Raw genomic sequence first — 17,896 nt, 5'->3', positions numbered from 1 at the left:
CGGCCCGCGGTCCACGGCACGGCCCGCGACCGGCGCGGGAAGGACGGCACCCCGAGCACCGCGGGCCCGGCCGAGCGGCGCGGATCCCCGCCCGCGGCCCCGGTGCCCGCCCGCCCCCGCCGCTCCCCCGGCGTCTGCGCGAAGACCCCCGACCTCCCCGTCGGCGAGCCGTTCGCGAGCGTGTGCGCGCCGCCGCCCGCATCCGCGGTCGAGGAGCGCCTGCGGCAGGATCTGGCCGCGCGCCTCGAGCAGACGCCGGGCCTCGACGCCGTCCGGCTCGCCCGTCCGTTCTTCGAGCACCTCGAGGCGTGGCCCGACATCGTGCTGCCCGAGCTGCGCGTCGCGATCGAGTACGACTCCACGGGCCGCCATGGCCTGGAGCACGTCGGCCGCCGCGAGGAGGCCGACCGGCGCAAGGACCGCGCGCTGCGGGCGGCCGGGTGGGAGGTCATCCGCATCCGCACCGGCAAGCTGCCGCCGCTCGGCCCGTACGACCTGTGCGTCTCGGGCCTCACGCGCGGCACGGTGGACCAGCTCCTCGACCGGCTGCGCGAGATCCGCGGCCCCTTCCTGGTGGACGCCTACCTGCGCGAGGCACCTCCGTCGGCCGCGACCGGATGAGGCGCGGCGGCGCTCCTCCGGGCCGCGTCAGCTGACCCGCAGCGCCAGCGCCTCGCTCCGCCAGCGGGCCAGCAGCTCCCACGGATCCGGCTGCCCCGCGGCGAGCGCGGCGACGTGCTCCCGCAGCGCGGCGTCGAGCTCGAACCACTCGGTGCGGTCGAACCGCTGCCGCGCGAACTGCGCGTGCCGCGCGCGCTCGACCGCGCGGCCGCCGCGCTCGAACGCGAGCAGCTCGTCGTGGCGCAGGGTGCCGAGCCGCTGCCGCGGGTTCGCGCTCGTGCCGATCTTCATCCGGTCGCCGAAGCGGATGTAGTAGACGACCTCGACCCGCGGCGGCGCGAGCTCGCCGTCCGGGTGGTCGCCGTGCCGCCACTCGCACACGGCGCACAGCCAGCCCGACGGGTAGCGCACGCCGAGACGGGATCCGCATGCCGGGCACGGCGACGGCAGCACGTCCTCCACGCCGTGCTCCCGTTCCGCCCAGGCGGCGGCCGCCACGAGGTGCGCGGCGCACAGCGGCACAGGTGCGCCGGGCTCGGCGCCCGCCGCGCATCCCTCGGCGCGGCAGGGGGCGGATCCGCTCGACGTCATCCCCCGACGCTAGGCGCGGGCGCCGACACCGGGGCCCGCGAGAGCCGGTCGAGGCCTGCTCAGCGCGCCGCCCGCACCACCACGGGCGCGGCGTCCTCGAGCCCGCGGCGGAGCTCCACCGAGGTCCACGGCACGGGCGCGTCCGCGAAGATCGGCTCGAGGACCTCCCACATGATGCGGCGGTCGGCGCCCACGAAGTAGACGTCGTAGGAGTCCTCGCCGAACTCGTTGCCGTCGATCCAGCCCGCCTCGAGCAGCTGCAGGGCGTCGTCGCCCGCGACCTCGGTGGCGGCCAGCGATTCGAACGCCTCGTACGCGGACGCGGCCTCGCCCGCCTCGAAGCGGAGCACGACCCAGTCGTCGGGCGCGTCCGGTCGGGTCCAGGGGCGCGCGGCCGCGACGATCGCCATGGTCAAGCCGGTGATGATCCCGCTGAGGAGGAGCGCCCGGATCCGCGGCGTCATGCGCGCGCCCGTCCGGTGCCGTCTGCTGCGCTCATGCGACCTCCCCGTCCCGGCGCGGACCGCGGGACGATCGCGGCGCCGCTCCCAGTATGACCGGGCGCCCCGAGCCTGACGATGGTCGGGCGAGGTGCACGACGCGGGCCTCCGCCCGCTCGTCGAGCCCGCATACCAGGTCACGGCGGGCCGTCCCGCCCCCTCGACCCCGCACCACCACGCCCCTAGTGTGGGGAAATGGCGAACCCCACCGAGGCCCCGGCACCTCCGCGATCCGAGCTCAAGCGCTCCATCACGGTCAAGCAGCTGTACTTCTACGTGGTCGGCGACGTCCTCGGATCCGGCATCTACGTGCTCGTGGGCCTCGTGGCCGCGGCCGTGGGCGGCGCGTTCTGGATGGCGTTCCTCGTGGGCGTCTCCATCGCGACCATCACGGGCCTCGCCTACGCCGAGCTCGTCACCAAGTACCCGCAGGCCGCGGGCGCCTCGCTCTACGTCAACAAGGCGTTCCGGAGCCCCGTGCTCACCTTCTTCATCACCATCTGCATGCTCAGCGCCAACATGGCCGCCGTCGGATCGCTCGCCGCCGGCTTCGTCCGCTACCTCAGCGACCTCATCGGGCTGCCCGAGTCCGCCATCTGGGCCACCACCGGCATCGCGGTCGCGTTCGTCGCCGTCATCACGGCCATCAACCTCATCGGCATCAGCGAGTCGGTCGTCGCGAACGTGGTCATGACGTTCGTGGAGATCACCGGCCTCATCGTCGTCGTCGCCATCGGCGTGATCGCGCTGGTCGAGGGCGTCGGCGACCCGGCCGTGCTGCTGCAGTTCCAGGTCGAGGGCGGCGCCGGATCCGCGGTGCTGGCGGTGCTCGCCGGCGTCTCGCTCGCGTTCTTCGCCATGACGGGCTTCGAGAACGCCGCCAATGTCGCCGAGGAGACGATCAACCCGTCGCGCGCGTTCCCCCGCGCGCTCATCGGCGGCATGATGACCGCCGGCGTCGTCTACGTGCTCGTCTCCATGGCCGCGGCCCTCGCCGTGCCCATCGGCGACCTCGCCGGCAACACGCTCCTCGAGGTCATCCGCGCGGACCTCTTCTTCATCCCCGCCGCCGTCATGCTCGTGATCTTCGGCCTCATCGCCATGGTCGCCATCAGCAACACGGCGCTCGTCACCGTGGTGGCCCAGTCGCGGATCCTGTTCGGCATGGCCCGCGAGAACGTCGTCCCGGCGGTCTTCGCCAAGGTGCACCCGGCCCGCCGCAGCCCGTACGTGGCGCTGATCTTCGGCGGCGCGGTGGTGGCGTCGCTGCTGATCATCGGCGCGGCCATCCGCTCCAGCCAGTCCGGCATCCCCGAGGCCGACCGGCTCGACATCGTCGACCGCCTCGCCACCATCACGGTCGTGTTCCTCCTCTTCATCTACGCGCTCGTGATCGTCGCCTGCCTCAAGCTCCGCGGCCACGATGAGACGGACGACACGTACCGGGCGAACACGCCGCTGCTCATCGTCGGGATCCTCGGCAACGTCGCCGTGCTCATCTACACGCTCGTCGACGACCCGGCCGCGCTGATCTGGGTCGGCGGGCTCCTCGCGCTGGGGCTCGTGCTCTACCTGTTCCAGCGAGCCTTCGGGCAGAAGAAGCCGGATCTCGAGGCCGCCGCCGGCGTGGCCGCGGCCGGCCCCACGGACAGGGAGGTCTGATCATGCACGTCATCGTCACCACCGACGGGTCCCGCGCCTCTCTCGCCGGTGCCCTCCAGTTGAAGTGGATCGCCGACTCGCGCGAGATCACGGACGTCACCGTGCTCGCGGTCGTGAGCCCGTACGCGGCGGCCCCGTTCGCGAACGAGCTGGGCCCTCAGCACGCGCACGCGCAGACGGAGCTCAGCTACCAGCGCGACGCGTGGACGGCCGTGGACGTGGTGGCCTCCCAGTTCGACGGGTGGGGCCCCACCATCCACCGCGACGTGCGCAGCGGATCACCGGCGACGGAGATCATCCGCGCCGCCGAGGACCTCGACGCCGACCTCATCGCGATGGCCGCCGGGAGCCGTGGCCTCAGCGCCACGATCCTGCTCGGCAGCACCGCGTCGCGGGTGCAGCACTCGGCCCCGTGCGCGGTGATGATCTGTCGCCCGACGCCCCGGAGCGAGCGCGCCTGGGATTGAGGGCGGGGCAGGCGCGAGAGGGGACGGACGTGGGCGACACGCGGACCAGGTGACCCTGCCGCGGAACCGATCGGCCGACACCGTGGCACCCGCCGGATCCTCCGCGGTGAAGGACACCGGCTCGCCGCGGTCATCCGCCGCGAGCTCCGTCACGCGCTCGTCGCCCGAGACGATCCCGTCGCCGCCCGCGCTCGAGCGCTGCGCCAGGTCATCGCCCGCCGCAATGTAAAGCCCATGTGAACACTTCGTGGTCGGGCCCGTCCCCTGCGTATCGTGCTCACCACTTCCCGGCCCGACGCGTCGCCGATCGAGCGGGAGGGTCCCCCACCGGAGAACGCCGACCCGCTCGGAGGCATCCACATGGCATCCGCACCTCAGCTGCACAAGAGCCTCACGCAGAGGCAGCTCACCATGATCGCGATCGGCGGCGTCATCGGCGCCGGCCTGTTCGTGGGCTCTGGGGTGGTGATCAACGGCGCGGGCCCCGGCGCGTTCCTCACCTACGCGATCTCCGGCGTGCTGATCATCCTGGTGATGCGCATGCTCGGCGAGATGGCGACCGCGAACCCCAGCACCGGCTCCTTCGCGGACTACGCCCGGCACGCCCTCGGCGGCTGGGCCGGGTTCTCGATGGGCTGGCTCTACTGGTACTTCTGGGTCATCGTCGTCGGATTCGAGGCGGTCGCCGGCGCGAAGGCGCTCACCTACTGGTTCGACGCGCCGCTCTGGCTCCTCTCGCTCGGGCTGATGGCGCTCATGACCGCCACCAACCTCATCTCCGTCGGCGCGTTCGGCGAGTTCGAGTACTGGTTCGCGGGGATCAAGGTGGCCGCGATCATCCTGTTCCTCGGCCTCGGCAGCCTGTACGTGCTGGGCATCTGGCCGGGTCGCTCGCTCGACTTCTCGAACCTCGTCGCGAATGGCGGCTTCTTCCCGAACGGCGTCGGCGCGATCTTCTCGTCGGTCGTCGTCGTCATCTTCTCCATGGTCGGCGCGGAGATCGCCACCATCGCGGCCGCCGAGTCGAAGGACCCCGCGAAGGCCATCCGCAAGGCGACCAACTCCGTGATCCTCCGCGTGGCGCTGTTCTTCGTCGGATCCCTGTTCCTGCTCGCGGTGATCCTCCCCTGGGACTCCACGGAGCTCGGCGCCAGCCCATTCGTGAGCGCGTTCGACCGCATGGGGATCCCGTTCGCGGGCGACGTGATGAACGCGGTCGTCCTCACCGCCGTGCTCTCGTGCCTCAACTCCGGCCTCTACACGGCGAGCCGGATGCTCTTCGTGCTCGCGGCCCGGCGGGAGGCGCCCGCGCGGCTCGTGCAGGTGACCTCGCGAGGAGTGCCGCGCGCGGCGATCCTGCTCTCGTCGGTGGTCGGCTTCCTCTGCGTGATCGCGGCTGCCGTCTCCCCCGACACCGTCTTCCTGTTCCTGCTCAACTCCTCGGGCGCGATCATCCTGTTCGTCTACCTGCTGATCTCCATCTCGCAGATCGTCCTGCGCCGCCGCTCGGGATCCGCCGACCTGCCGGTCAAGATGTGGCTGTTCCCGGGCCTCTCGATCCTCACGGTCGTCGGGATCCTCGCGGTGCTCGCGCAGATGGCGCTGGACCCCGAGATCCGCCCCCAGCTCGTGCTGAGCCTGGTCGCGTGGGCGGTCGTGCTCGTGCTGTACGTGGTGACGAAGGCGCGGGGTGGGTCGGTGGATCCGGTGGACCCGGTGGCGGCGGTCGACGCGGACGCGGGGGCCGCTTCGCCGAGGCCGGAGTCAGTGCGGGCGGACGGGACGGCGTGAGGCGGGGCTGAGACCTTCGCGGCGGATCCCGGTCACGCGACGCGGAGGGGGACGATCGCCGCGATCCGGTCGTGCAGCGCACGCCGCTCGAGCCGCAGCTCGTAGTTGCTCTGCAGGTTCATCCAGAGCTCGTCCGAGGTGCCGAAGTAGCGCGCCAGCCGGATGGCCGTGTCCGCCGTGATGCCGCGCTTGCCGTGCACGATCTCGTTGATGCGCCGGGGCGGTACCCCGATGGACACCGCGAGCTTGTTCTGCGTGATCCCGAAGGCCTCGATGAAGTCCTCCATCAGGATCTCGCCCGGGTGGATCGGCTCGATTCGGTCCCCCTCAGTGGTAGTCGACGAGCTCGACATCTTCCGCACCTCCCTCTCGCCAGATGAAGCAGATCCGCCACTGGTCGTTCACCCGAATGCTGTGCTGACCCCGGCGATCCCCGACCAGCCGCTCGAGCCGGTTGCCCGGCGGGATGCGCAGATCCTCGACATCCACCGCGGCGTTGATCAGTTCGAGCTTCCGCAGGGTCGCCCGCTGGACGACCCGATCGACGCCCGTGACGTACTGCTGATCCCAGATGCGCTCGGTCTGCTTGCTGCCGAACGACCTGATCACGCGAAGAGAATATAACGGGACGCGTCAATGACGCTACACGTCAACCTCCGACGCGTGCGGGAGAGGTCCGCGTGGCGCAGGACGCGCACCCGTGCGCCCGCCGCTCCGCCGCTGGGTCCCTAGGCTGGCGGCATGGCGACAGTGATCCTCGTGCGGCACGGACGCACCACAGCGAACGCGACCGGGATCCTTGCGGGGCGCACCCCCGGCGTCGACCTCGACGACATCGGACGCGACCAAGCCGACCGCACCGGCGACCGGCTCGCCGCGGTGCCGCTCGCGGCCGTCGTCTCCAGCCCGCTGCAGCGCTGCTGGGAGACCGCGCAGCGGATCCTCGAGCGGCAGACGGGGAAGCCCGCCCAGCCTGTCGACCCCGACCTCACCGAGTGCGACTACGGGCAGTGGCAGGGCCGCGCTCTCAGCGAGCTCGCCACCGAGGACCTCTGGAAGACCGTGCAGGCGCACCCGTCGGCCGTCGTCTTCCCCGGCGGCGAGTCGATGGCCGGGATGCAGGCGCGCGCGGTCGCCGCGATCCGCCGGCACGACGCCGCCATCGAGGCCGAGCACGGGCCGGGCGCCGTGTGGGTCGCGGTGAGCCACGGCGACGTCATCAAGTCGATCCTCGCCGACGCGTACGGCATGCACCTCGACCTGTTCCAGCGCATCGACGTGGGCCCCGCGTCCGTCTCGATCGTGCGCTACGGCGCGGGACGGCCGACCGTGCACGCGACCAACACCGACGCGGGCGACCTCTCCTGGCTGGCCGCGAGCGGCGGATCCGGCGATGCACCGGTCGGCGGCGGCGCCGGGCACAGCACCCCGTGACCACGTGCGCCTAGGGTGGTGACATGCCCACACGAGCCCTCGAATTCGACTGGCCGGACCGGGCCGTGGTCGGCACCATCGGCCTCCCGGGCGCGCGCACGTTCTACTTCCAGGTGCGCTCCGGCCCCCAGCTGGTGACCATCGCCCTCGAGAAGCAGCAGTCGGCGCTCCTCGCCGAGAAGATCGACGAGATCCTCGACCAGCTCGTCACCGTCGAGGGCAACCCCTTCAGCATCCCCGCCAGCACGCCCCCGGAGCTCGTCGACAACGACCCGCTCGAGGACGTCGTCGAGCGCTGGCGAACCGGCGCGATGGGCCTCGGCTGGGATCCGACGACAGCCCAGGTGATCATCGAGGCGTACCCCCTGGCCGAGGACGACGACAGCGACGACTTCGACCTGCCGAGCGTCGACGACGACGTGGACGACACCGAGATGCTGGTCGTGCGCATGCCCGTCGGCGCGGCCCGCGCGTTCGCGAAGCGCACCCACGAGATCGTGGGCGCCGGCCGCCCGATCTGCGCGCTGTGCGGCTACCCCATCGACCCCGACGGGCACGTCCACACCTTCCCCGACAACTGATGTCGGCGACGGACCCGCTGGACGGCGAGCTGATCGTCACCGGCCGCATCCGCACCGCGTCGAACGCGACCTTCCTCGGCACGATCGGCGACGTGGCCGTCGTCTACAAGCCGATCCGCGGCGAGAACCCGCTGTGGGACTTCCCCGACGCGGTGCTCGCGCATCGCGAGGTCGCCGCCTACCTCGTCTCGGAGGCGCTCGGCTGGGGCGTCGTCCCGCGCACGTGGCTCCGCGACGGGCCCGCAGGCGAGGGCATGGTGCAGCTCTGGCAGGACGCGGATCCCGACCAGGACGCCGTGGACCTGATCCCCGCGGCCGAGATCCCGGAGACCGGTTACCGGACGGTGCTCGGCGGCGAGGACGAAGAGGGCAACACGGTCGCCCTCATCCACGAGGACACCCCGGCGCTCCGCCGCATGGCCGTCTTCGACGTGATCGTCAACAACGCCGACCGCAAGGGCTTCCACGTGCTCGCCATGCCGGACGGCCACCGCTTCGGCGTCGACCACGGCCTCACCTTCCACGAGGACCACAAGCTGCGGACGGTGCTGTGGGGGTGGGTCGGGGATCCGCTGACGCCTGAGGAGCTCGAGGGGGTGGATCGGGTGCTCGCGGGGCTCGACGAGGAGTTGGGGCGCGAGCTGGCGGAGTTGCTGACGGCGGAGGAGATAGACGCGCTGCGCGCTCGTTGTACGCGGCTGCGCACGGAGGCGCGGTTCCCGGCTCCTGCAGGCCACTCCTCCGCTGTTCCCTGGCCGCTGTTCTAGCCGAACAGGGAGATCACGCCGCGCCAACCGGCGAGACGTTCCAGGGTCAGTTGTTGAACCGGAACTCCACCACGTCGCCGTCCTGCATGACGTACTCCTTGCCCTCGATGCGGGCCTTGCCCTTGGAGCGGGCCTCGGCGATGGAGCCGGTCTCGACCAGGTCGTCGTAGGAGATGACCTCGGCCTTGATGAAGCCCTTCTCGAAGTCGGTGTGGATCACGCCGGCCGCCTGCGGGGCCTTCCAGCCCTTGCCGATGGTCCAGGCGCGCGTCTCCTTGGGGCCCGCCGTCAGGTAGGTCTGGAGGCCGAGGGTCTCGAAGCCGATGCGGGCGAGCTGGTCGAGGCCGGACTCCTCCTGGCCGGTGCTGGCGAGCATCTCGGCGGCGTCCTCGGGGTCGAGCTCGATGAGCTCCGACTCGATCTTCGCGTCGAGGAACACGGCCTGCGCGGGTGCCACGAGGGCGGCCAGCTCGTCGAGCCTTCCCTTGTCGCCGAGCACCTGCTCGTCGACGTTGAACACGTAGATGAAGGGCTTCGCGGTCAGCAAGCCGAGCTCGCGGACGGGCTCGAGGTCGATCGAAGACGCCGACAGCGGCTTGCCCGAGTCGAGCCACTCGCGCGCGGCCTTCGCGGTCTCCAGCACGACGGGCTCGATGCGCTTCGTCTTCAGCTCCTTCTCGTAGCGCGGCTCGGCGCGCTCGAGGGTCTGCAGGTCGGCGAGGATCAGCTCGGTGTTGATGGTCTCCATGTCGCTCGCGGCGTCGACACGGCCGTCGACGTGCACGACGTCCTCGTCCTCGAATCCGCGGACGACCTGCGCGATGGCGTCGGCCTCGCGGATGTTCGCGAGGAACTGGTTGCCGAGGCCCTCGCCCTCGCTCGCGCCGCGGACGATGCCGGCGATGTCGACGAAGGAGACGGGCGCGGGGAGGATCTTCTCGCTGCCGAAGAGGCCGGCGAGCACCTCGAGGCGCGGGTCCGGGAGGTTCACCACGCCCACGTTCGGCTCGATCGTCGCGAACGGGTAGTTCGCGGCGAGCACCTGGTTCTTGGTCAGGGCGTTGAAGAGCGTCGACTTGCCGACGTTGGGGAGACCGACGATCGCGATAGTGAGTGCCACGGGAGTCCATCGTACGGGGCGGGTCGGCTCCTCCCCCGACCGGCGGGGGCTGGGCTCTCCCGAGATCCGGCGTCGGTCGTGCGTGGAACACTCGAACCCATGCCGTTGGACTTCACCGCGATCGACTTCGAGACCGCCAACAACTCGTCGGCGAGCGCGTGCTCGGTGGGTCTGGTGAAGGTCCGGGACGGCGTCGTGGTCGAGACCGCGTCCTGGCTCATCCGGCCGCCCGCGGGACACGACGCCTTCTCGGTCTGGAACACGCGGATCCACGGCATCGTCGAGGACGACGTGGTGGGCGCCGACGGCTGGGCCGACCAGCTGCCGCGCCTCATGGCCTTCGCGGGCGACGACCACCTCGTCGCGCACAACGCGCGCTTCGACATGGGCGTGATCCAGGGCGCGTGCAAGGCGACGGCGCTCATCCCGCCGCCGTACTCCTACCTCTGCAGCCTCCAGGTCGCGCGCCGCACCTACGCGCTCGACTCGTACCGGCTGCCGGTCGCCGCGCGGGCCGCGGGCTTCGAGGACTTCTCGCACCACGAGGCGCTGGCCGACGCGCGTGCGTGCGCCGCGATCGTCGTGCACGCGGCCGGACGCCACGGCGCCGTCTCCCTCGCGGGGCTGGCGGAGGCGGCCGGCGTCGGCATGGGGCGCATCGGCGCGCCGCGCACCCAGACCGTCACGCAGGCGTCGGCCGCCGCGACGCCGCCCATCGACTGGGCCTGATCCGCCGCGCGGCCACCCGCCGACCCGCGTCCCTGCCGTGTCGGGGGCCGCTGGCACACTGCACGCATGGATCCCGTCATCGCCCTGCTCGTCGGCCTCGTCATCGGCCTGGCCGTGGGCGCGGTGGTCGGGCTGGCCGTGGCGCGCGCCCGCTCCGGAGTGGATGCGCCGGGCAGCGCGGGCGAGGCCGCGCGCCTCGCCGCCGCGGAGGCCACGGTCACGGCGCTCCGCGAGCAGCTGGATCGCACCGAGCGGCTCGCCGAGGAGCAGGTCGCGCAGACCACCGCGCAGTTCGCCGAGCGCGCCCAGACGCAGGACGCGCTGCACCGCGAGCGGCTCGACGCGCAGGAGTCGCATCTCCGCGAGCAGATCGGCCAGCAGGAGGACCGCATCGCGGAGCTGCAGACCAGGCTGCGCGAGGTCCAGCGCGCCGAGCTCGCCCGCACCGAGGAGGACGGCCGCGTGCTCACCGCGCTCAGCCCCGTCGCCGAGAGCCTCAAGCAGGTGCAGGCGAAGGTGCACGAGCTGGAGGAGCAGCGCCGACAGCAACACGGCGAGCTGAGCGAGCAGCTCCGGAGCGCCACCGAGGCGGAGGAGCGGCTGCGCGTCACGGCCGAGACGCTCGCCAGCGCGCTCCGCTCCAACAGCACGCGCGGCGTGTGGGGCGAGACGCAGCTGCGCAGCGTCGTGGAGGCGGCGGGGCTCATCCACCGGGTCGACTTCGACGTGCAGACCTCCGTCTCCACCGCGCAGGGCATCGGCCGACCCGACATGGTCGTGCACCTGCCCGGCGGCAAGAACATCGCGGTGGATGCGAAGGCGCCCTTCACCGCGTACCTCGAGGCGAGCGCCATCCCCGCCTCCGCGACCGGGCCCGAGGGCGCACGACGCGACCACCTCATGAAGCAGCACGTGCAGGCCGTGCGCGACCACATCACGGCGCTCGGCAGCCGCGCCTACTGGGAGGGGCTCGACGCGAGCCCCGAGATGGTCATCGCGTTCATCCCGAGCGAGTCGCTGGTGTCGTCGGCGCTGGAGGCGGATCCGAGCATCATGGAGTTCGCGTTCTCCCGCCGGGTGGCGCTGTCCTCCCCCGTCACGCTGTGGTCGGTGCTCAAGACCGTCGCGTTCAGCTGGCAGCAGGAGGTGCTCACGGAGGACGCGAAGCAGCTCTTCGACCTCAGCCGCGAGCTGCACGCGCGCCTCGCCACGAGCGGCGACCACATCGCCAAGCTCGGCCGCTCGCTCACGGGCGCGGTGGGCGACTACAACCGCGTCGTCGGATCCCTGGAGCGCCAGGTCCTCCCCACCGCCCGCCGCCTCAGCCGGCTCGACGAGTCCAAGGTCATCGGCACGCTCGAGCCGCTCGAGGCGACCCCCCGGGAGCTCACCGCGGACGAGTTCACCCGGCCGCCCTCCCCGGCCGCGGACACCCCCGCTCGGTAGAGTGGCGAGCACGCGGGGCCCGGCCGCGGGGGCTCGTCTCCCACCGGCCGACGAGGATCCCGCGACAGCCGCACGGCGTCGCCGTGGATCCGCCGAAGGAGATGCACCATGCCCGTAGCAACCCCCGAGCAGTACGCCGAGATGCTGGATCGCGCCAAGGCCGGCGGATTCGCCTACCCGGCGGTCAACGTCTCGTCGTCGCAGACGATCAACGCGGTCCTCCAGGGGCTCACCGACGCCGGGTCCGACGGCATCATCCAGGTCACCACGGGCGGCGCCGACTACTTCTCCGGCCACACCGTGAAGAACCGCGCGGCAGGCGCCCTCGCGTTCGCGCGCTTCGCCACCGAGGTCGCCAAGAACTACCCGATCACGGTCGCGCTGCACACCGACCACTGCCCGAAGGACGCCCTCGACGGCTTCGTCATCCCGATGATCGAGGCCAGCGAGGAGGAGGTCCGCGCGGGCCGCAACCCCATCTTCCAGTCGCACATGTGGGACGGCTCGGCCATCCCGCTCAACGAGAACCTCGACATCGCGACAGACCTTCTCCCCCGCATGAAGGCGATCAACGCGATCCTCGAGGTCGAGATCGGCGTCGTCGGCGGCGAGGAGGACGGCGTCAGCCACGACACCGGCGCGCACCTCTACACGACCCTCGAGGACGCCATCTCCACGGTCGAGGCGCTCGGCCTCGGCGACCAGGGCCGGTACATGGCCGCGCTCACATTCGGCAACGTGCACGGCGTGTACAAGCCCGGCGGCGTGCAGCTGCGCCCGTCGCTGCTCAAGGAGATCCAGGACGGCATCCAGGCCAAGTACGGCACGGCCGAGAAGCCGTTCGACCTCGTCTTCCACGGCGGATCCGGCTCCTCCGACGACGAGATCGCGGAGGCCGTGCGCAACGGCGTCGTGAAGATGAACATCGACACCGACACGCAGTACGCGTTCAGCCGCTCCATCGCCGACTCGGTGCTCCGCAACTACGACGGCTTCCTCAAGGTCGACGGCGAGGTCGGCGACAAGAAGACGTACGACCCCCGCGCCTGGGGCAAGACGGCGGAGTCGGCCATGGCCGCCCGCGTCGTCGAGGCCACGCGCCAGCTCGGCTCGCACGGCAAGTCGCAGAGCTAGCGCCCGCGCGGACCGCGGAACGACGGCGGGGCCGGTCCACCAGGACCGGCCCCGCCGTCGTGCGTCAGACGCCGCGCGTCAGGGCCCGCGGCTCGACATGATCTGCTGGAACGCCGGATCCGCGACGATCAGCGTCAGCACGAGGACGCTCGTGATCACGGTCGCGACGACCGCGCCCGCGATCGGCACCCAGAAGGCCACGCGCTTGCGCTTCACGAGCTCGAGCGAGATCCACGCGGCGAGCACGAAGACGACGATGTTCACGACGTTGACCGCGATGCCGATGACGGAGGTCTGCGGCGTGACCTCGTAGGTGCCGCCGCCGAACAGCGCGTACGACTGGTTGATGGCCTGCGACGGATCCGCGTTCGCGCCGATGCTGCCGACGACGTTCACGAGGCCCGCGGCGAGCAGGCCGACCGTGATGGCGGCGTCGAAGCGGCGCGGCGCGCGCCGCGGCTCCTGGCCGGCGAGGTAGGCGGGGCGCTCCGGTGGGGTGCCGGGCGCGGCGGTTCCGACGGACCGCGTTGACGCCGCGGAGTCGGGCGCGCGCCGCGTCCCCCTGCGCTCGACGGCGGCGGCCTTCTCCGCGACGCGACGCGCATCCGCCGCGGCCTTCTCGGCCTCGCGGCGCTCGGCCTGCTGGCGTTCGCGGGCGGCCTTCCGCTCCTCCGCCATCTGCTCGGCGAGGGTCTGCGGCGCCGCGGCCTTGCCGGTCTTCCTGCCGCCGCGACCTGCGGACGGCGGGGCGTCGCGCTCGGCCTGGGCGCGGCGGTACTCGGCGGCCTCCGCGACGATGCGCGCGTCCGCCTCGGACAGCCCGGAGCCGTCCGTCGACGACGCGGACGACGGCGACGCGTACTCGCCGTACCGCGGTGCGGGCCGGCCGGGACGGCGCGCGCCGTCGTCGTCGCTCACGCGCGGGTGCGCCCGCCGATGGCGCGGGAGTCCGTGTTGCCGGACTGGTCCTTGCGCAGCTCCTTGGGGAGCGAGAACACGAGGTCCTCCTCGGCCGTGACCACCGCGGTCACGTCGCCGTAGCCGGCGTCGGCCAGGTCGTCGAGCAGCTCCTGCACGAGGACCTCCGGGACGGACGCGCCGCTCGTGACGCCGACCGTCTGCACGCCGTCGAGCCACTCCTGCTTGACCTCGGACGCGTAGTCGACCCGGTAGGACGCCTTGGCGCCGTACTCGAGCGCGACCTCGACGAGGCGGACGGAGTTGGAGCTGTTCGCGGATCCGATGACGATGACGAGGTCGGCGTCGACCGCGACCTTCTTGATGGCCACCTGGCGGTTCTGCGTGGCGTAGCAGATGTCGTCGCTCGGCGGGTCCTGCAGGTTGGGGAAGCGGGCGCGCAGGCGGCGGACCGTCTCCATCGTCTCGTCGACGGAGAGCGTGGTCTGCGACAGCCAGACGAGGTTGTCGGGATCCTTCACCTCGATGGTGTCGGCGTGCTCCGGGGAGTTGACGACGATGGTCTGCTCGGGCGCCTCGCCCGCGGTGCCCTCGACCTCCTCGTGGCCCTCGTGGCCGATGAGGAGGATCTGCATGTCGGCCTTGGCGAAGCGCACGGCCTCGCGGTGGACCTTGGTGACGAGGGGGCACGTCGCGTCGATGGCCTGGAGCCCGCGGTCGGCGGCGCCCTGCACGACGGCCGGCGAGACGCCGTGCGCGCTGAAGACGACGTGGGCGCCCTCGGGGACCTCGTCGACCTCCTCGACGAAGACCGCGCCCATGCGCTCGAGCGTCGAGACGACGTGCACGTTGTGGACGATCTGCTTCCGCACGTAGACGGGGGCGCCGTACCGCTCGAGGGCCTTCTCGACGGCGACGACGGCGCGGTCGACGCCGGCGCAGTAGCCCCGCGGTGCGGCGAGCAGGACCTTCTTGGGTCCTGCCACCGGGTTATCCTTGAGCCTGTTGCGGACGCCGGGCATCCGCGGCATCGACAGGCTGACGACGGGTGCTCCCACGAGTCGCTGGTCAGTGGTCGCTGTAGTCACAGTCCCGAGTCTAAGCGCCCGTGCTGGGCGACGAGTGGGGGAGCCATGAGCGAGACGCGCACCGTGTCCATGCCGGCGGCGGATGCCCCGACGGTCGACGCGCCGTGGCCGGTCTCCGTGCTCTCGGGCAAGATCAAGGGCTGGATCGACCGGCTCGGCACGGCCTGGGTCGAGGGCGAGATCACCCAGTGGGGCGGATCCGGCGGCAACGTCTACGGGAAGCTCAAGGACCTCGACGTCGACGCCACCATCAGCTTCACCGTGTGGTCGTCGGTGCGCGCGAAGATCCCCGCCGACCTCGGCCAGGGCGCGCGCGTCGTCGCGCTCGTGAAGCCGAACTACTGGGTCAAGGGCGGCACGCTCACGATGCAGGTGCTGGAGATGCGCCACGTGGGCCTCGGCGACCTGCTCGAGCGGCTCGAGCGCCTGCGCCAGACGCTGCGCGCCGAGGGCCTCTTCGACGCCGACCGCAAGCGGCGCCTGCCGTTCCTCCCGGGCTGCATCGGACTCATCACGGGCAAGGACTCGGACGCCGAGAAGGACGTGCTCCGGAACGCGCAGCTGCGCTGGCCGAGCGTCCGGTTCCGCGTCGTGAACACCGCGGTGCAGGGCGACCGGGCCGCGGGCGAGGTCACGCGGGCCATCGGGGTGCTCGACGAGGATCCCGAGGTCGACGTCATCGTCGTCGCGCGCGGCGGCGGCGACTTCCAGAACCTGCTCGTCTTCAGCGACGAGAAGCTCGTGCGCACGGCGGCCGCGTGCCGCACGCCGCTCGTCAGCGCGATCGGGCACGAGGCCGACCGGCCGCTGCTCGACGACGTGGCCGACCTCCGCGCATCCACCCCCACCGACGCCGCCAAGCGCGTCGTGCCCGACGTCTCCGAGGAGCTGTCGCGCGTGCAGCAGGCCAGGGCCCGGATCGGCATGCGGCTGACGAGCCAGGTGCGCGGCGAGATCGACCGCATCGAGCAGCTGCGATCGCGGCCCGTGCTCGCGAGCACCGCGTGGATCGTCGACTCGCGCGCCGAGGAGCTCGGCCGCTACATCGCGCGCTCGGCGGAGCTCGCCGGTCGCGTCGTCGAGCGCGGGATGCAGCAGACGAGCGAGCTCTCGCGGCAGCTGCGCACGCTCTCGCCGCAGCACGTCCTCGACCGCGGCTACGCCATCGTGCAGACGGCCGACGGATCCGCCCTCCGCGCCCCCGCGGACGCCCCCGACGGCACCGGCCTCGTGCTGCGGCTCGCCTCCGGCGCGCTCGGCGCCACCTCCACCGGCCCCACCGACGACATCCCCTCGTCGGCCGCGCGGCTGCCCGCCTCCCCCGCCCCGGACGCCCGGCCGGCGTCCGACGCCGAAAGCTAGGATCTCCCCCATGCCCACCAGCCCCGCCGACACCGGCGCACGCCTGCCCGACGTCTCCGAGCTCAGCTACGAGGAGGCGCGCGACGCCCTGGTGCGCGTCGTGAACGACCTCGAGCAGGGCGCGACCACGCTCGAGGAGTCGATCGCCCTGTGGGAGCGCGGCGAGGCCCTCGCGGCGCGCTGCGAGGAGTGGCTGCTCGGCGCCAAGGCGCGGCTCGACGCCGCCCGCACCACCGCGTCCGACGCCGGCTGACCGTGGCGAAGGACCGCACGCCGAACGTCGTCGCCGAGCTCGGCCGACCGGAGACGCCCGAGGAGACCGCCGCCCGCAAGGCCGCCGACTCGCGCCGGCACCGCGCCAAGCAGACGTTCCGCAACCTGCTCTACTCGCTCATCGTCACGGTGGCCACGGTCGCCGTGATCATCGCGCTCGTCCCCCGCTCGAACACGACCATCCTGCCCGACGTCGACTACGGCGCCGTGGCCGCGGAGGCCCAGGGCGGCTTCCCGCAGACGCTCGTGGTGCCCGACCTGCCGACGGCGTGGAAGAGCAACGACGCGGAGATCCGCCCGGCCGGCCGCGACGGCGTGGCCGTCTGGTACATCGGCCTCATCACGCCGAGCAACCGCTACGTCGGGATCTCGCAGGGCATCGACGCGAACCCCACCTGGCTCGACGAGACGCTGCAGTCCGCCCCCGAGGTGAGCTCCGAGGAGATCGGCGGCCTCGAGTGGACCCTGTACGACAACTCGCAGGCGGACGACCCGGGCAACGTCGTCCTCGCGGCGAGCGCGGTCGACGGCGACAGCACCTACGCGATCTACGGCACGGCCGACGCGAACGAGCTCCGCACCGCCATCGACGCCGTCGCGGCCGCGCGCGGCACGGCCGGAGATCCCACGACGCCCGCGCCCGCCCCCACGACCGCCGACGACACCACGAGCACCACCGCACCCGGAGAGGGGACCGAAGGATGACCGACCAGGACGAGGCCCTGCAGACCCCCGCCGAGGTCTGGGCCGAGATGATGGAGGGCAACGCCCGCTTCGTCGACGGCACCCCGCGCCACCCGCGGCAGGACGTCGAGCGCCGCGCCGCCCTCGCGCACGTGCAGCGCCCCACGGCCGCGCTCTTCGGCTGCAGCGACTCGCGGCTCGCGGCCGAGATCATCTTCGACAAGGGCCTCGGCGACCTCTTCGTGATCCGCAACGCGGGCCAGATCATCTCGGACTCCGTGCTCGGCAGCCTGGAGTACGCCGTCGCCGTGCTGGGCGTGCCGCTCATCGTGGTGCTCGGGCACGACGAGTGCGGCGCCGTGCGCGCCGCCATCGAGAGCGCGGCGCCCGGAGCCGAGGCGCTGCCGCCGCACATCGCGAACCTCATCGCGCCCATCGCCCCCGCCGTCCATCGCGTGGCGGGCGACCACGTCGTCCCCTCCGAGGTCGACGCCGGCGAGGTCGGCCGCCAGCACCTGCGCGGCACCGTGACCCGCATGCTGGAGGCCTCCGAGATGATCTCCGACCGGGTGGCGGCCGGTAGCCTGGCCATCGTCGGCGCCAACTACAAGCTCCTCGAGGGCACCGCGGTGCCCGACGTCATCGTGGGCGACATCCCTCGCTAGAGGAGCCGTCCGCGCTGACCCGCAGACCCCGCGGCCCAGGCGGCCCCGGTGCATCACCCGTCC

General features: G+C 72.2%; 20 protein-coding genes and 1 pseudogene. 14 read left to right on the top strand and 7 right to left on the bottom strand.

Annotated elements, in window-relative coordinates; genetic code table 11:
* A pseudogene (locus BFL37_RS00450) lies at positions 1 to 621 on the top strand (endonuclease domain-containing protein); the annotation flags it as partial.
* A 27-nt stretch (positions 622 to 648) separates the two neighbouring features.
* Here the strand turns inward: BFL37_RS00450 and BFL37_RS00445 are convergent.
* Positions 649 to 1,212: a GIY-YIG nuclease family protein gene (locus BFL37_RS00445; RefSeq protein WP_086513219.1), complete on the bottom strand. Its 564-nt coding sequence runs from the start codon at positions 1,210 to 1,212 to the stop codon at positions 649 to 651.
* A 59-nt stretch (positions 1,213 to 1,271) separates the two neighbouring features.
* The gene (locus BFL37_RS00440; protein ID WP_086513218.1) at positions 1,272 to 1,676 is read right to left on the bottom strand and encodes a hypothetical protein; all 405 of its coding nucleotides are present in this window, start codon (positions 1,674 to 1,676) and stop codon (positions 1,272 to 1,274) included.
* Between the two features lie 231 nt (positions 1,677 to 1,907).
* Between BFL37_RS00440 and BFL37_RS00435 the strand changes: the two genes are divergently transcribed.
* The 3 genes from BFL37_RS00435 to BFL37_RS00420 all read left to right on the top strand — a co-directional run bounded on the left by BFL37_RS00435 (position 1,908) and on the right by BFL37_RS00420 (position 5,632).
* Positions 1,908 to 3,374 carry an APC family permease gene (locus BFL37_RS00435; protein WP_086513217.1) on the top strand — a complete coding sequence of 489 codons (1,467 nt, stop codon included), beginning with the start codon at positions 1,908 to 1,910 and terminating at the stop codon, positions 3,372 to 3,374.
* Between the two features lie 2 nt (positions 3,375 to 3,376).
* The gene (locus tag BFL37_RS00430; protein ID WP_086513216.1) at positions 3,377 to 3,841 is read left to right on the top strand and encodes a universal stress protein; all 465 of its coding nucleotides are present in this window, start codon (positions 3,377 to 3,379) and stop codon (positions 3,839 to 3,841) included.
* A 360-nt stretch (positions 3,842 to 4,201) separates the two neighbouring features.
* Positions 4,202 to 5,632, top strand: coding sequence for an amino acid permease (locus tag BFL37_RS00420; protein WP_086513214.1), 1,431 nt, complete (start codon positions 4,202 to 4,204; stop codon positions 5,630 to 5,632).
* A gap of 32 nt (positions 5,633 to 5,664) precedes the next feature.
* On the opposite strand, the gene BFL37_RS00415 is transcribed toward BFL37_RS00420, so the two are convergent.
* Positions 5,665 to 5,985: a HigA family addiction module antitoxin gene (locus BFL37_RS00415; protein ID WP_086513213.1), complete on the bottom strand. Its 321-nt coding sequence runs from the start codon at positions 5,983 to 5,985 to the stop codon at positions 5,665 to 5,667.
* Positions 5,960 to 6,241 (bottom strand): type II toxin-antitoxin system RelE/ParE family toxin, encoded by a 282-nt coding sequence (locus tag BFL37_RS00410; protein WP_086513212.1) that lies wholly within the window; start codon positions 6,239 to 6,241, stop codon positions 5,960 to 5,962. Before BFL37_RS00410 ends, BFL37_RS00415 begins: the two co-directional genes overlap by 26 nt.
* Before the next feature lie 132 nt (positions 6,242 to 6,373).
* Here BFL37_RS00410 and BFL37_RS00405 point away from each other — a divergent pair, with 132 nt between their 5' ends.
* From BFL37_RS00405 to BFL37_RS00395, 3 genes are read left to right on the top strand one after another with little or no spacing between them, the layout of a single operon-like run.
* Positions 6,374 to 7,066: a histidine phosphatase family protein gene (locus BFL37_RS00405; protein ID WP_086513211.1), complete on the top strand. Its 693-nt coding sequence runs from the start codon at positions 6,374 to 6,376 to the stop codon at positions 7,064 to 7,066.
* A 23-nt stretch (positions 7,067 to 7,089) separates the two neighbouring features.
* Positions 7,090 to 7,647 carry a DUF3090 domain-containing protein gene (locus BFL37_RS00400; RefSeq protein WP_086513210.1) on the top strand — a complete coding sequence of 186 codons (558 nt, stop codon included), beginning with the start codon at positions 7,090 to 7,092 and terminating at the stop codon, positions 7,645 to 7,647.
* Positions 7,647 to 8,414 (top strand): SCO1664 family protein, encoded by a 768-nt coding sequence (locus BFL37_RS00395; RefSeq protein ID WP_086513209.1) that lies wholly within the window; start codon positions 7,647 to 7,649, stop codon positions 8,412 to 8,414. The genes BFL37_RS00400 and BFL37_RS00395 overlap by 1 nt, the downstream gene beginning before the upstream one ends.
* Positions 8,415 to 8,460: 46 nt before the next feature.
* On the opposite strand, the gene ychF is transcribed toward BFL37_RS00395, so the two are convergent.
* A complete protein-coding gene (ychF, locus tag BFL37_RS00390) occupies positions 8,461 to 9,534 on the bottom strand; it encodes a redox-regulated ATPase YchF (RefSeq protein ID WP_086513208.1) in 1,074 nt (357 codons plus the stop codon).
* 99 nt (positions 9,535 to 9,633) lie between these two features.
* On the opposite strand from ychF, the gene BFL37_RS00385 reads away from it, so the two are divergent.
* The 3 genes from BFL37_RS00385 (at position 9,634) to fbaA (ending at position 12,843) form a co-directional block, all read left to right on the top strand.
* A complete protein-coding gene (locus BFL37_RS00385; protein WP_086513207.1) occupies positions 9,634 to 10,263 on the top strand; it encodes a 3'-5' exonuclease in 630 nt (209 codons plus the stop codon).
* A 66-nt stretch (positions 10,264 to 10,329) separates the two neighbouring features.
* The gene (locus BFL37_RS00380) at positions 10,330 to 11,709 is read left to right on the top strand and encodes a DNA recombination protein RmuC (RefSeq protein WP_086513206.1); all 1,380 of its coding nucleotides are present in this window, start codon (positions 10,330 to 10,332) and stop codon (positions 11,707 to 11,709) included.
* Positions 11,710 to 11,817: 108 nt separating this feature from the next.
* Entirely contained in the window at positions 11,818 to 12,843 is a 1,026-nt protein-coding gene (fbaA, locus tag BFL37_RS00375) for a class II fructose-bisphosphate aldolase (RefSeq protein ID WP_086513205.1), read from the top strand.
* A gap of 78 nt (positions 12,844 to 12,921) precedes the next feature.
* Here fbaA and BFL37_RS00370 read toward each other — a convergent pair whose 3' ends face one another.
* Both BFL37_RS00370 and BFL37_RS00365 read right to left on the bottom strand, forming a co-directional pair.
* Positions 12,922 to 13,761, bottom strand: a complete 840-nt coding sequence (locus BFL37_RS00370) for a DUF6264 family protein (protein WP_086513204.1) — start codon at positions 13,759 to 13,761, stop codon at positions 12,922 to 12,924.
* Positions 13,758 to 14,792, bottom strand: a complete 1,035-nt coding sequence (locus BFL37_RS00365; protein ID WP_086513227.1) for a 4-hydroxy-3-methylbut-2-enyl diphosphate reductase — start codon at positions 14,790 to 14,792, stop codon at positions 13,758 to 13,760. Before BFL37_RS00365 ends, BFL37_RS00370 begins: the two co-directional genes overlap by 4 nt.
* A 102-nt stretch (positions 14,793 to 14,894) precedes the next feature.
* Here BFL37_RS00365 and xseA point away from each other — a divergent pair, with 102 nt between their 5' ends.
* The 4 genes from xseA to BFL37_RS00345 are packed head-to-tail and all read left to right on the top strand — an operon-like array spanning position 14,895 to position 17,833.
* Positions 14,895 to 16,211: an exodeoxyribonuclease VII large subunit gene (gene xseA / locus BFL37_RS00360; protein WP_086513203.1), complete on the top strand. Its 1,317-nt coding sequence runs from the start codon at positions 14,895 to 14,897 to the stop codon at positions 16,209 to 16,211.
* A gap of 10 nt (positions 16,212 to 16,221) precedes the next feature.
* Entirely contained in the window at positions 16,222 to 16,464 is a 243-nt protein-coding gene (locus tag BFL37_RS00355) for an exodeoxyribonuclease VII small subunit (RefSeq protein WP_086513202.1), read from the top strand.
* 2 nt (positions 16,465 to 16,466) lie between these two features.
* Positions 16,467 to 17,189 (top strand): DUF4245 domain-containing protein, encoded by a 723-nt coding sequence (locus BFL37_RS00350; protein WP_086513201.1) that lies wholly within the window; start codon positions 16,467 to 16,469, stop codon positions 17,187 to 17,189.
* Positions 17,186 to 17,833 (top strand): carbonic anhydrase, encoded by a 648-nt coding sequence (locus BFL37_RS00345; RefSeq protein ID WP_086513200.1) that lies wholly within the window; start codon positions 17,186 to 17,188, stop codon positions 17,831 to 17,833. Before BFL37_RS00350 ends, BFL37_RS00345 begins: the two co-directional genes overlap by 4 nt.
* Positions 17,834 to 17,896: the final 63 nt, after the last annotated feature.

Source organism: Clavibacter michiganensis (assembly GCF_002151125.1).
In the GTDB taxonomy this organism is placed as follows: domain Bacteria; phylum Actinomycetota; class Actinomycetes; order Actinomycetales; family Microbacteriaceae; genus Clavibacter; species Clavibacter michiganensis_C.
This window is presented reverse-complemented; position numbering and strand designations above follow the sequence as displayed.